This is a genomic window from Blautia sp. HCP3S3_B11 (assembly GCF_052064435.1).
Classification (GTDB): Bacteria; Bacillota; Clostridia; order Lachnospirales; family Lachnospiraceae; genus Blautia_A.
This window is the reverse complement of sequence record NZ_JBQHVP010000015.1, coordinates 20157-34400: the sequence shown is the minus strand read 5'-3', so window position 1 is coordinate 34400 and position 14244 is coordinate 20157. Positions and strand designations below refer to the sequence as shown.

Annotated in this window: 13 protein-coding genes; 10 read left to right on the top strand and 3 right to left on the bottom strand. The window is 40.1% G+C overall.

All coding sequences use genetic code 11. The features are described from left to right. Positions 1–849 precede the first annotated feature (849 nt). Positions 850–2517: a glutamine--tRNA ligase/YqeY domain fusion protein gene (locus ACTNC0_RS12700; RefSeq protein ID WP_441087665.1), complete on the top strand. Its 1668-nt coding sequence runs from the start codon at positions 850–852 to the stop codon at positions 2515–2517. Positions 2518–2655: 138 nt separating this feature from the next. Here ACTNC0_RS12700 and ACTNC0_RS12695 read toward each other — a convergent pair whose 3' ends face one another. Next, positions 2656–3075 carry a hypothetical protein gene (locus tag ACTNC0_RS12695; protein WP_441087664.1) on the bottom strand — a complete coding sequence of 140 codons (420 nt, stop codon included), beginning with the start codon at positions 3073–3075 and terminating at the stop codon, positions 2656–2658. A 232-nt stretch (positions 3076–3307) separates the two neighbouring features. Between ACTNC0_RS12695 and ACTNC0_RS12690 the strand changes: the two genes are divergently transcribed. From ACTNC0_RS12690 to ACTNC0_RS12660, 7 genes are all read left to right on the top strand, one after another. Continuing rightward, positions 3308–3901 carry a Maf family protein gene (locus ACTNC0_RS12690; RefSeq protein ID WP_441087663.1) on the top strand — a complete coding sequence of 198 codons (594 nt, stop codon included), beginning with the start codon at positions 3308–3310 and terminating at the stop codon, positions 3899–3901. A gap of 6 nt (positions 3902–3907) precedes the next feature. Next, positions 3908–4573: an HAD family hydrolase gene (locus ACTNC0_RS12685; protein ID WP_441087662.1), complete on the top strand. Its 666-nt coding sequence runs from the start codon at positions 3908–3910 to the stop codon at positions 4571–4573. Continuing rightward, positions 4566–5369: an HAD family hydrolase gene (locus tag ACTNC0_RS12680; RefSeq protein ID WP_441087660.1), complete on the top strand. Its 804-nt coding sequence runs from the start codon at positions 4566–4568 to the stop codon at positions 5367–5369. Before ACTNC0_RS12685 ends, ACTNC0_RS12680 begins: the two co-directional genes overlap by 8 nt. A 1-nt stretch (position 5370) precedes the next feature. Further along, entirely contained in the window at positions 5371–5628 is a 258-nt protein-coding gene (locus ACTNC0_RS12675) for a glyoxalase (RefSeq protein WP_441087659.1), read from the top strand. A gap of 313 nt (positions 5629–5941) precedes the next feature. After that, the gene (locus ACTNC0_RS12670; protein ID WP_441087658.1) at positions 5942–8710 is read left to right on the top strand and encodes an Ig-like domain-containing protein; all 2769 of its coding nucleotides are present in this window, start codon (positions 5942–5944) and stop codon (positions 8708–8710) included. Between the two features lie 143 nt (positions 8711–8853). Next, on the top strand, positions 8854–10923 hold the full coding sequence (gene htpG / locus ACTNC0_RS12665) for a molecular chaperone HtpG (RefSeq protein ID WP_441087657.1): 2070 nt from the start codon (positions 8854–8856) through the stop codon (positions 10921–10923). 431 nt (positions 10924–11354) lie between these two features. Continuing rightward, positions 11355–11699 (top strand): sporulation initiation factor Spo0A C-terminal domain-containing protein, encoded by a 345-nt coding sequence (locus tag ACTNC0_RS12660; RefSeq protein WP_441087655.1) that lies wholly within the window; start codon positions 11355–11357, stop codon positions 11697–11699. Positions 11700–11708: 9 nt separating this feature from the next. Here ACTNC0_RS12660 and ACTNC0_RS12655 read toward each other — a convergent pair whose 3' ends face one another. Continuing rightward, positions 11709–12209, bottom strand: a complete 501-nt coding sequence (locus ACTNC0_RS12655) for a DUF5721 family protein (protein ID WP_117844709.1) — start codon at positions 12207–12209, stop codon at positions 11709–11711. Positions 12210–12421: 212 nt separating this feature from the next. Here ACTNC0_RS12655 and ACTNC0_RS12650 point away from each other — a divergent pair, with 212 nt between their 5' ends. Both ACTNC0_RS12650 and ACTNC0_RS12645 read left to right on the top strand, forming a co-directional pair. Further along, complete coding sequence (locus ACTNC0_RS12650) at positions 12422–13261, top strand: DegV family protein (RefSeq protein WP_441087653.1); 840 nt, start codon at positions 12422–12424, stop codon at positions 13259–13261. A gap of 78 nt (positions 13262–13339) precedes the next feature. Next, the gene (locus tag ACTNC0_RS12645) at positions 13340–13810 is read left to right on the top strand and encodes a hypothetical protein (protein ID WP_441087652.1); all 471 of its coding nucleotides are present in this window, start codon (positions 13340–13342) and stop codon (positions 13808–13810) included. Positions 13811–13931: 121 nt separating this feature from the next. On the opposite strand, the gene ACTNC0_RS12640 is transcribed toward ACTNC0_RS12645, so the two are convergent. Beyond that, positions 13932–14132, bottom strand: a complete 201-nt coding sequence (locus tag ACTNC0_RS12640) for a cold-shock protein (RefSeq protein WP_008705499.1) — start codon at positions 14130–14132, stop codon at positions 13932–13934. Positions 14133–14244: the final 112 nt, after the last annotated feature.

Genomic DNA, 14244 nt, shown 5'->3' with positions numbered 1-14244 from the left:
AGCTCATAAGCTATCAAAATAAAGAGGGTTTATGGGCTTTTTGTGTTATGTTAGAGATGAGTTGTTTGCAATGAGACATCTTCAAAATACATATGATTTTGTATGATCTGGATTCTTGATATAGTCTCTTAACACCAGATTAATATATTGACTGAAAGAACAATCATTATCCTCTGCAAGTTCTTATGCACGAATAAACTCAATATTATTTTATGAACGTTTAAGAACTCTTTGTACTTCTAAAGATATAAGAGATATGATATACTACAGTGTTGTCCAACCGATACCCGGCAACGGGAGGAGATGATCTACGTGGATGTTGTAATTTCTTTTATTGTCTCCTTGATGGCTGGTGTAGCTTGCCACTACATCATAAATGGATAGACGGCAATAAGTAGGACAACGCTAACCTGGCAGTTTCTTGTCTACACTAAAAAACAAGAAGAAGCCCTCGGTACTGGGAATACCGGGGGCTTTATTCTTTTTGTCCACGTGGACTTGTAATTTCTTTCTGCCTACCGGCATTATAGCATATGCAAGATGAAAGTGCAATATACAAAAAAAGTAGCAGATTCCAGATAAATGCAGTCGTTACTGTTCACACGCCACTATCAGCCTCAACAGTGCATAAAATAAGGCTTGCCACCATTGTGGAAACAGTTGACAGATGGAATTTCCAATGATAATATAAATTCATTCGTTTGTGCTTAATAGAAGGAAAATCAATATAGTTAATAAAATGTACTTATACTATAACTGAAAATAACGGATATACTGGTTTTGTGGGTACGGGCAGATGATGCAGTGACATGAAATATGTATAAAATACGAAAAACAGGAGGGAAAAAGATGGAGAACGAAACAGTTTCCAAGAATTTTATTGAGAATATTATTGATAAAGATTTAGCAGAGGGTGTTTATGACACCGTGCATACACGTTTCCCGCCAGAACCGAATGGATATCTTCATATCGGTCATGCGAAATCTATTCTTTTAAACTATGGCCTTGCTCAGGAGTATAACGGCAAATTCAACATGCGCTTTGATGATACAAACCCGACAAAAGAGAAAAGCGAATTTGTAGATTCTATTAAAGCTGATATCAAATGGCTGGGTGCTGACTGGGAAGACAGACTTTTCTTTGCATCTGACTATTTTGACCAGATGTATGAAGCTGCTGTAAAGCTGATCCAGAAAGGAAAAGCATACGTATGCGACCTGACAGCAGATCAGATTCGTGAATACCGCGGAACACTTACAGAGCCAGGTAAAGAAAGCCCATACAGAAATAGAACTGTTGAAGAGAATCTTCAGCTTTTCGAGGAGATGAAAGAGGGTAAATATGCAGACGGAGAGAAAGTACTCCGCGCTAAGATTGATATGGCATCTCCGAACATGAATATGCGTGACCCGGTTATTTATCGTGTTGCTCATATGACACACCACAGAACAGGCGATAAATGGTGCATCTATCCGATGTATGACTTCGCTCATCCGATCGAAGATGCAATCGAGGGAATCACACATTCCATCTGTACACTGGAATTCGAGGACCACAGACCACTGTATGACTGGGTTGTAAAAGAACTGGAATATCCGCAGCCTCCGAAACAGATTGAATTTGCAAAACTTTACCTGACAAATGTTGTCACAGGTAAACGTTATATCAAGAAACTTGTAGAAGAAGGAATCGTAGACGGATGGGATGATCCGCGTCTGGTTTCCATCGCAGCACTGCGCCGTCGTGGCTTCACACCGGAATCTATCAAGATGTTTGTTGAACTTTGTGGTGTATCCAAGGCAAACAGCTCTGTTGATTACGCAATGCTTGAGTACTGTATCCGCGAGGACCTGAAACTGAAACGTCCGCGTCTGATGGCAATCATTGATCCGATCAAACTTGTGATCGATAACTATCCGGAAGGTGAAATTGAGTATCTGGAAGCTCCGAATAATATGGAGAACGAAGAACTTGGAACACGTAAGATGCCATTTGGCAGAGAACTTTATATTGAGAGAGAGGATTTCATGGTAGATCCGCCTAAGAAATATAAGAGAATGTTCCCTGGCACAGAGGTTCGTCTTATGAATGCATATTTTGTAACATGTACAGGATACGAAGCAGACGAAGATGGTACAGTACGCGTAGTACATTGTACTTATGATCCGGCAACAAAGGGTGGAAACGCACCGGATGGCAGAAAAGTAAAAGGAACAATTCACTGGGTAGAAGCAAGCCAGGCTGGCAAAGCAGAAGTTCGTCTCTATGAGAATATCGTAGATGAGGAAAAAGGTGTATACAACAAGGAAGACGGTTCACTGAACGTAAATCCGAATTCTCTGACTAAAGTTACTGCTTATGTAGAGCCTGCACTGATGAAAGCAAAAGGCTATGACAGCTTCCAGTTCGTAAGAACAGGATTCTTCTGCGCAGATATCCATGACTCTAAGGAGGGAGCACCTGTATTTAACCGTATCGTATCTCTTAAGAGCTCATTTAAACTGCCGAAAGCATAATGTAATAAAAGATAAAGAAACAGCCAGGCGATTATTCGTCTGGCTGTTTGCAACATATAGTATAATTACGCTGTAATGCTTTGGTGATATAAATTTCCATATGATTAAAAATATCTGCTAGTGTGCCGACAAGTTGATTCATTCCTCAGATTCAGCTGCTGCCTCAATAGCTTCTTCGAAGTCTTTTGGATCGTCGGCATCTTCTTCCTCTTCGTCAGCATCTTTGATTTCAACTTCTGTGGCTGCTTCAGGAGCTTCTTCTGAATTTTCTGAATCAGATTCAGCTGCTACTTCGTCAGCTTTGTCTTCTGCACTGTCATTCTCTGCCTGCTCACCTGTATGTTCCCAGGACTGGAAATCTTCTGCAGTTTCAGCTTCTTCGTCAGCTTTTTCCTCAGTTTTCTCTTCTTCGTCTGTCAGATCAAAATCATCAAAGTCATCTTCAAAATCCTCTTTGCAGGATCCTTTCTTTGCGATAATAGCGGCAACGACACCGGCAGCAGCTGCGGTAAGAGCGCCGACTGCAACAAATCCCCAGTATTTATTAATTTTAGCCATGATAATCATAAACTCCTTTCTGATATTCTCCTATTTCTGCGAATATGAAACAGATTAGTGATAGGTTATTCATATTTTAATACGTTTTGCATAAAAAGAAAAGCAAAACTTTTTCTGAAAGCAGTTGCATAGCAAAAAGATACAAGGTATACTATGACACGAAAGAAGAGGGCGCTGATAAAAACACTTCACAGAATAAAAGCGTTCGAACAGCAACAGAAGAGGTTTATATATGAGAAGAATTATCTTAGCATCTGCTTCACCCAGACGAAGAGAACTGCTGGAGAGAGCAGGCGTGAAATTTGAAGTGATACCTGCATCAGGAGACGAGAATAGGACTTCTGATGACCCGAAAGAGGCAGTTGCGCAGCTGGCAAGAGATAAGGCGGTTTCTGTTAAAGCGACAGTAGAGGATGCCGAAGAGGAAACTGTAATTATCGGTTCTGATACAGTGGTAGTGTTTCAGAATATGATTCTTGGAAAACCACACGATCAGGAAGATGCAGTAAATACCCTGAAGAAACTGCAGGGGAACACCCATCAGGTATACACTGGTGTTTCTGTATTGGAGAAAAAGAATGGACAATGGCAGGAACATACCTTTTATGAGAGTACGGATGTGACATTTTATCCGGTTTCAGATGGAGAAATCAGAGAATATGTTGCGACAGGAGAGCCTATGGATAAAGCGGGAAGCTACGGAATTCAGGGGCTTTTCGGAATATATGTAAAAGGAATTAATGGAGACTACAATAATGTGGTAGGGCTTCCGGCCGCCAGATTATTTTATGAAATGAAGAAATCAGGAATTGACTTGAGAGGATGACAAAAGATGATTAAGGCATGTATATTTGATTTGGATGGAACGTTAGCTGATACACTGGAATCCATGGCATATGTCACAAACGTTATCATGGAAAAATTTGGTTTAAAGACACTTCCAGTGGATAATTTCAGATATTACAGCGGAGAAGGTGCAAGCATGCTGATCCGCCGTGCACTTAAAGATGCCGGGGACCCGGAGCTTACTCATTATGAGGAAGGAGAGAGACTTTACAGAGAAATGTTTGCAGCAGATCCGATGTATAAAGTAGTTCCTTATAAGGGAATGCCAGAGACATTGAAAGAGCTGAAGAAACATGGAATGAAGTTGGCAGTCTGCTCCAACAAACCGCATCCGGCAGCTGTAAAAGTTATCGCGCAGCTTTTCGGAGAAGAGTTTGACATGGTGGTCGGACAGAGTGATGCAATCCGCAGAAAACCTGCTCCGGACGGTCCTCTGATGGTTGCTGAGAAATTTGGTGTAAAACCAGAAGAGTGCATGTATGTAGGAGATACCAGCACAGATATGAAAACAGGAAAAGCAGCAGGAATGTTCACAGTTGGTGCATTATGGGGATTCCGTGACCGTGAGGAACTCAACGAAAATGGCGCAGATATAGTTGCCGAAGCACCGACTGACTTAGTAAAGATTTGCGAGGAACATGGAAATGATTAAGTTAGTTGCCAGTGACCTGGATGGAACTTTGCTCTTAAATAAAGCACAATCTTTGCCGGAAGAGATATTTCCACTGATCAGACAGTTACAGGAAATGGGAATTATATTTGTTGCAGCCAGTGGCAGACAGTACCCGAATATGAGAAAACTGTTTGCACCTGTTGCGTCAGAGATTTCTTATATTTCCGAAAATGGTGCTTTGGCAGTAGATCATGGGGAAGTACTGTATCAGGATTCTTTTGACAAGGAACTTGCAAATGAGATCATTTCTGCAATCATGGAAAAGAAAGATGCAGAGTTTACCTGTTCAGCAAAGGATTACCATTATCTGATGCCGAAGACAAAGAAATTCCATGATCATATGTTATATGAAGTAAAAAATGAGTGCAGATTTGTAAAAAGTCTGGATGAAATGACAGATCCGATTATGAAGCTGGCTGTATTTGAGCCGGGTGGTCTTACCGAAGAGTCCGTAAAATACTGGACCGGAAGATTTGGAAAAGACTGTGTGGTTGTTACGTCGGGAAATGAATGGATTGATTTTATCCCTTTTGGTACTAATAAGGCAAAGGGAATTATAGAATATCAGAAGAGATATCATATTTCGCCGGAAGAATGTCTGACATTCGGAGACGAATATAATGATATAGAGATGCTTAAGGCAGTAAAATATGGCTTTGCCATGGCTCATTCTAAGGAGGGGGTACGGGCAGCAGTGTCCTATGTGACAGAACGGGTTGAACCGATCCTTGAGAAGCTGATTTTGGCAAAGGGAGAAATTGAGGAGGTAATTTAAAATGTTTACAGAAGAATGTATCAATACTTTTCTGGAAAATCAGGAGCAGCTTTTTCCACAGCCGGTGGCAGAATCTTATGAGGCAGCAGAAGCTTTTCTTGAGGACTGCATGGCACAGGTAGTAGATTCTATCGAAGAGGTCAGAGAGTATCTGGAAGAGGTCGGAGCTGATGTGGATGGAATGTCAGATGAAGAGTTGGAAGAAGCAAGCGAAGTTTTTGCACTGTCAGATGGAAAATATCTGATCGTAGAGGGATAAAACAACAGTATCTGTCTTGGAAATGATGGTATGAACGTTAATTATTGTTGGTAAATGGTGCAGGATAAGTACCCATAGGTGTAAAATGTAATTTAGAGCTGCTGTAATGAAGTTTACAGTGGCTCTTTTTGATATTATAGGAAGAAAAATACAGATTACATTTTCTTAAAATACAGTGTTATAATGGCTTTATGCAGAGAATGAAGAAAATGTCATTGCCACTCATTGTAAATATCCTGCGAAATATATTGAGGAGATGCAATGAACAGTAATGAAATCACAATTCTATTATAAATGAAAAGGAGGACTACAGATGGAGAGAAGGAGATTTCTTGCAATCGTGATGACTGTGATGATGGTTATTTCATTGATTCCATCCATGGTTTTTGCGGCAGCTCCGTCAGGAGAGCTTGGTGGCAAGCTTAAGGTTAAAGGGCTTGCAGCAGTAGGGGTAACTGTGAGCGCGGATTACTCAAAGGTCACACCGGAGGGAGTGACAGATGAAGATTTTACTTTTTCCTGGTCAAGACAGACAGGAGAGAAGGAATTAACACAGATAGGGACTGAGAAAACGTATACGATTACTCAGGAGGATCTGGGATATAAACTGGAACTTGATATCACACCGATAGACGGAAGTGGTCTAACAGGAACGCTGACAGCCAAAACATTAGAAGTAGCGGCTACAGAGGACGAGGCGAAAGCCCTTGCAGAGCAGAATCCGGATGAAACGGAGGAAGCACAGCTGGCGGAGACTACAGATGAAACAGAGAACAATCAGGATTCTGAGAATCAGACTACTGATGAAACACAGACAGATGCGAATCAGAATGTAGAAAATTCACAGAATGATGAAGTGCAGGAAACAGAAGGCCAGTTGGATGAAACACAGACTGACTACGATAATGAGAGTGCACAGCAGACGGATGGTTCACGGGAAAATGCGTCTGATCAGACATATAACGAGACAGGCAGCACAGAGGGAACTGATGATTCTCAGATGAAAATCTATACAGAAGAACAGCTTCAGGTAGATGAAAATGGAAATGTGCAGACTGACAAAACAGATGAAAACGCAGAAGACACTGCGGGAAAAGACAGCAAAGAAGCTTATGAGGCTGTTGCATCTGTAGAAGACAGTGAAGATCCGGTTTGTGATTTTGGAACAGCGCAGAGTAATCTCAAAGATGTTGAGGCACAGTATGTGCAGATCACAAATATAGGAAGTGAAACCTTAAATTTCCAGGAAATCAGCCCGGAACATTTTATGGTTGCTGATATTACAGAACCACTGGCGGCAGGCGAATCTGTGAACGTATGGGTACAGCCAAGAGAAGAACTGGAAGCCGGAGATTACGATGACGTGATCACTTATGAGACAGAAGAGGGAACAGAGGTATCCTTTGAAGCAAAGATTACGATTGAGGATGAATCATCTGACGCAGATGACGAGGATTTGAAACCAGTAGAAGATCCAAAAGAAGAACCGGCTGACACCACAGAACCGGCTGAAACACCGGATGATTCAAAGACATCAGATGATACAGAAGCGCCGGCATCAGATGATAATACAGACGCATCTCTTGAAGCACAGTCTTTGGATATAAATACCGGGACATTGAATTTCAGTGATGTTGAGGAAAATTATACACAGGCAAATGAGACTTTGTCTGTAACAGTAACAAACACAGGCGACAGTGCTGTTACACTGAGAATACCACAGTCAGAATACTTTAATGTACTGAATGAGGATGGAAGTGAAGCTGTATCAGGAACACAGCTTGCCAAAGGGGAATCCATTATGTTCATGGTACAGCCAAAGACAGGGCTGACTAAGGGAGATTATAGCGATACTCTGATATTTGGAAGCAATGAAGATTCAGAAGTAACCGCACAGGTGACTGCTGAAATTTCAGTAAAAGAAGCACAACAGCAGATTACAGAGATTCAGGCAGATCCGGCCTCTGTTAATTATGATGATTTGAAAGAGGGGTATGATACTCCTGATTCAACAACAGTTACACTTACAAATACAGGAAATACAACAGTTTCACTGGTACAGCCGGTGGGAGAATATTTTAATATCGGAGAACTTTCTGCATCAGAACTGAATCCGGGAGATACCGCTGAATTTGCAGTAACTCCGGTAACAGGACTGACAGCCGGAGACTATATGGACAGTATCCAGATTATGCAGACAAACGCTGATGGACTGGAAGAAGTGCTGTCAACAGTAAATGCTTCGATTGCTGTTTCTGAAGTGGAAAAAATTTACAAATTATCTGTTGATCCGACAGAACTGGATTTTGGAAATACAAAAGCCGGATACGGCGAAGCACCGAAAGCACAGAAAGTTACTGTGACAAATGAAGGAAATACAAATGTTACTTTAAATACGCCTTCAGCTAAGAACTTTAAAATTGGTAAATTTTCTGCTACAGAACTTGCACCGGGTGAGAGCGCGACATTTAAGATTCGTCCAAAAGAAGGTTTGAAGGCTGGTTCTTATACAGAAGCTATCGCCGTTAATACTGATCAGAACGTCAGTGCAAAGGTAAATGTCAAATTTACAGTTAAGACTGTTCGCAAAGCGAAGATTGCAGATCCGGCAGATAATAAGATCACAGGAATCAGTTCTGAGGGATATACAACGCAGTCCAAGATTACTTTCACTGCAGTTGGTGCAGGTATGGATAACGAGAGTCCTGGAAAGGGAGATGTCCGCTATGTACCATATAACTGGAAAGTAATCAACACAAACAGCTGGAGCAGTGCACCGTATACGGCAGCATTTGGAATTACAAAAGCAGGGACTTATACACTGACTGTTGTATTTGACCGCCAGATGTATAACGGAAAAGAGTGGGAAAATACAGGAGAGCAGGATACCAAACAGGTAAACTTCAATATTACTCAGGCACAGACAGTAACGGCAACTCCAACTCCACAGCCAAACGGAGCAACTGCAAAATCTGCTGTAAAGACAGGTGATACAACGAATATCGCGCCGTTTGTGATCATTCTGGTGATTGCGGCAGGATGTATCGCAGGTGTTGTGGTTTATAAAAAGAGGAAAAATTAAATATAAAACAAACTGTTAGCACTCATTTTGAATGAGTGCTAATTTTTTCTTGACTTTTGGATTAAATGGTATTACTATATCTCTCAGAGAAGCAACTACAGATAAAAAGTTGCAGTAAATACAAAAAAAGGAGTGTGGACAGCATGGCTGTAAAACATGGAAGTTTATCAATCAACAGTGAAAATATTTTCCCGATTATTAAGAAATGGTTATATTCCGATCATGATATTTTTGTAAGAGAGCTGGTATCCAACGGATGTGATGCGATTACAAAACTGAAAAAACTGGAAGTAATGGGAGAATATAATTTCCCGGAAGGATATAAACCGGAAATTCAGGTAATTGTTAACCCTGATGAAAAGACGCTGAAATTTATCGATAATGGTATCGGTATGACTGCTGAAGAAGTTGAGAAATATATTACTCAGATTGCTTTTTCAGGTGCAACCCAGTTCCTTGAGAAATACAAAGATAAAACAACAGATGACCAGATGATCGGTCATTTCGGACTTGGTTTCTATTCTGCATTTATGGTAGCAGATGAAGTACACATCGATACACTTTCTTATACAGAAGGTGCACAGCCTGTACATTGGTCCTGTGATGGTGGTACAGAGTATGATATTCAGGAAGGCAACAAGAATACAATCGGTACAGAGATTACATTATTCCTGAATGAAGATTGTCTGGAATTTGCAAACGAATATCGTATGCGTGAGATTCTGGAGAAATATTGTTCCTTTATGCCGGTTCACATTTATCTTTCCAAGGCAAACGCACCGCAGGAATATGAGACGATCGATGAAGCTGAATTAAGAGATGACGATGTAGTTATTGAACATATTCATGAAGAAGCTAAGACAGAAGAGAAAGAAAACGAGAATGGTGAGAAGGAAGTTGTTGAAGTTTCCCCTGCAAAGGATAAAGTAAAGATCAATAAACGTCCGGTTTCCATCAGTGATATCAATCCTCTCTGGATGAAACATCCGAATGAATGTACAGATGATGATTATAAGGAATTCTACCGTAAAGTATTTATGGATTACAAAGAGCCGTTATTCTGGATTCATCTGAATATGGATTATCCGTTTAACTTAAAAGGTATCCTGTACTTCCCGAAGATTAATACAGAGTATGATTCTATCGAAGGAACAATCAAACTGTATAACAACCAGGTATTTATCGCAGATAATATCAAAGAGGTAATTCCGGAATTCCTTCTTCTGCTGAAAGGTGTAATTGACTGCCCGGATCTGCCGCTGAACGTATCCAGAAGTGCACTGCAGAATGATGGATTTGTACAGAAGATTTCCGAGTATATTTCCAAGAAGGTAGCAGATAAACTGACAGGAATGTGCAAAACAGACCGTGAATCCTATGAAAAATACTGGGATGACATCAGCCCATTCATTAAATATGGCTGCATCAAAGATACTAAATTTGCAGAGAAAATGGGAGATTATGTACTCTTTAAGAATCTTGAAGGCAAATATCTGACACTGAAAGATTGCATTGAAGAGAACAAGAAAGAAACAGAAGAACCAGAAAATCAGACAGAAGAGAAGAAAGAAGATACTGCATCTGAAGAAAATAAAGATGCACAGGAGAAAGAGCCTGAGAAGACCGTAATCTTCTATGTAACTGATGAGGTTCAGCAGAGCCAGTATATTAATATGTTCAAAGAGGCAGGAAAGGATGCTGTTATCCTGAAACATAACATCGACAGCGCATTTATCTCCAGTCTGGAACAGAAACATCAGGATGTACAGTTCAAGAGAATCGACGCTGACCTTACAGATGAAATGAAGGGTGAAGGCACAGCAGACGAAGAAACTGTAAAAGCACTGACAGAACTTTTCCGTAAGAATCTTCACAAGGATAAACTGGAAGTACATGTAGAGAATCTGAAGAATGAAAATGTATCTGCAATGATGACTCTTTCCGAAGAAAGCCGCCGTATGCAGGATATGATGAAAATGTACAATATGTACGGAATGGATCCGAATATGTTTGGCGGACAGGAAATACTGGTTCTGAATGCAAATCATCCGTTGGTTAAATATCTGGCAGAGAATAAGGAATCTGATAAAGCGTCTGTAATCTGCGAGCAGCTGTACGACCTTGCAATGATGAGCCATAAACAGCTCTCACCTGAGGAAATGACAAAATTTGTTCAGAGAAGCAATGAAATCCTGCTGATGATAACAAAATAATCCGTCAGATAGTGAGTTAAGCGCCCATAACGAACAACAAGCAGTGGGTGGGGACTTGCTTGTATCAGGAGGGGTACAAGACCCTCCTGATAAACTGCGAAGCAGTTATTCGGTGTAGAGCCACGTAGCGGAAGCGGATTGCGAATATCCGATTGCCTAAATAAAAAACAAAATATAGTACTTTTTTGACGATTGGTATTGACAAATGTCTTATAAATTTTTATGATTAAATTGCTGATATTTTAATAACATGTCGAATCCATAAGAAGTATAACGGTTGCCGTATGCTTTGTATATGGTAACTGGGTAACGGAAAATCCGAATGACAATTACTGTATCTTCCATTTACGTTATGAAAAAATGTGTGTAAATAAAAGAGATGCCAGACCTGTGATCATACAGGCTATGGAGATTGTTAGGAGGAACGAAGTATGGCTGAAGTGTATGGAATTATTAGAAAATTAGGCGCAACGTCAAAGTATAAGGGATATTATTATGTTGCAGATGCTGTGGAGATGGCACAGGGAATACATGAACGTCCGGTTAAGGTGACGAAAGATATTTATCCGATCATTGCGAGAAAATATAAATCAACACCTTCTAATGTAGAACATAATATCAGGACATTGGTAAATTTGTGCTGGATGAACCATAAAGATACATTGCAGGAAATCGCAGGATGTACAATGTCAGATAAACCGACTAACAGTGAGTTTATAGATATTCTGGTGTATTATCTGTATTGTTCTGCTAAAGCAGGAACAGATAACAAATAATAAGGCCGCTTATAATTTCTCACAGGAAATATGATGACTGGAGAAAAAAGTGACCAGAGAATCATCCCAGAGATGTTCCAGACGTTTGTCCAGGCTGAAGGAAGTGTAGGAAACACCTGTTGTACATAAAAGTGCCTGATTTTTATACTGGATATTCAGGTAGAAATTGCGGACGGGAATGTCTGAAGGGAGACTTTCATTTCTTAACAAAGACTGCACCTGTTCGTGAGAAAGCTCAAATACGATTTTGAAATTCAATGGTGTGCGTTTGCCGCGTATAACAGAGAAACAGAATGGTTTTACATCATGCCACAGAGAATATTCGGCAGATTTTTCCAGAAGAGCAGATTTTGTATCTGTATCAAAGAAATCGTGCTGAAGTTTGCCGTCGATAGTGAAAGTATTGAAAGTTGTAATAGATGATTCAATAAAGGAAAAATGATCAAATACTTCACCAATCAGGAGCTTATTCATAAAATCTTTTATATCAATAATTCTTAAAGCGAGCATACAACACCTCTTTCTACAACACATTTTTTATAATACTTATTTCGTGGATTCAACAGCGTTCCCTGTAATTTGCATGGAGCGTTTTTTTATTATAAATCACTTTTGAAAAAAAGAACAGCGTTTTTATGAAAAAGTCTTTTCAAATGTAAATCAGTATGATAATATATATCTGGTATTGAATACTACATATAATGGAAAAGAGGACGATATAATTGAGATATAAGATTGTCATAGATAGTTGTGGAGAACTTTTGGATGAATGGAAAGATGATGAACATTTTGAATCAGTCCCTCTGACTTTGATGGTGGGAGCTGAGCAGATCATAGATGATGAGGCGTTTGACCAGGCGGCTTTTCTTAAGAAAGTGGCTGACTGCCCGGAATGCCCGAAGTCAGCCTGCCCGTCACCGGAGAGATATATGAGGGCGTATGATTGTGAGGCAGAGCATATTTATGCAGTAACTTTATCTTCTGAATTGAGTGGATCTTATAACAGTGCATTGCTTGGCAGAAATCTTCTTCTGGAGGATCATCCGGATAAAAAAATCCATATATTTAATTCACGTTCCGCATCCATCGGACAGAGCCTGATCGGAATGAAAATCCAGGAATGTGAAGAAGCGGGAATGAGCTTTGAAGAGGTGGTATCAACAGTAGAACACTATATTGAAGGACAGCATACATTCTTTGTACTTGAGAACCTTGATACATTGAGAAAGAATGGACGCCTCAGCAAGGTGAAAGCTTTAGTGGCAAGTGCATTAAAGATCAAACCGGTTATGGGATCTACAGATGATGGAAATATCTGTCAGCTGGATCAGGCAAGAGGAATGAACCGTGCCATGATCAAAATGGTGGAACAGGTGATTGCAAAAACTCCGGACAGTGCTGAAAAAGTGTTGGCAATCAGTCATTGCAACTGTCCTGCAAGAGCACAGGTCCTCAAAGAAGCTTTTGAGGAAAGAATGAAACTTGCGAAGATCGTAGTTCTTGACACAGCAGGCGTAAGTTCGATGTATGCAAATGACGGCGGAGTGATCGTTGCTGTATAATAGATTGCCTATTTTCTTTTGCAATAAAGTGTGCTATAATCAGAAAATACGAAATATTAGATGCAAAGGAGATATATCATGAGCCAGAAGAAAGTCGATGCTTATAAGGCCAGAAAAGGACAGCATAGCAAAGCAGACAAGAAAGAAAAAATGCTTTTTGGACTGGAAATGTTTGCCTGGGCATTTATTTGTGTTGTGATCGTTGCATGGATTGGATATTCTGCATATGTCAAAGTAACAGGAGCCAAAGAGAATGTGGTTCAGAATACAGTAATGGATACTACTGCACTTGACAATTACATTTCAAATATGACAACAGATACAACGGATGATGCAGACAGCACAGATGCTGATACTGAAAATACAACTGCTTCTGAAGACACAGACAGCGAAGACACAGTTGCAGATGATACTGCCACAGATACAGAAGAAACAGACGCAGAAGAAACCGCTGATAATAAAGAATCAACAGACGGTACTGCATCCACAGATGACGCAGAGACAGAAAGTACAGATTCTGCTTCTACAGACAGCACAGACGCTGAATAAGATCAAGTTTTTATAATTAAAAAAGCAAAAAAAATCCCCGGATCATCCGGGGATTTTTTGAGGTTTAATCCGTATTTAAAAGTGCGGAATTCAATCCTCTTACGTTATCGAAAATTATGAATTATAATTTTGTAACGTTTGCAGCCTGCATTCCACGAGCACCTTCTGTTAAGTCGTATGTTACAGCCTGGCCTTCTTCAAGGGATTTGAATCCTTCACCATTGATAGCGGAGAAATGTACAAATACGTCTGCACCGTCTTCACCAGTGATAAATCCGTAACCTTTTTCTGCGTTGAACCATTTTACAGTTCCCTTGTTCATGTTGTTACCTCCATAAAAAATAAAAAAATTATATAGCTTCTGGCAATAAAAAAATCACCAGATTTTACAGATTATATACCAGTATATAATCTCTAAAAACCAGTGACTATAC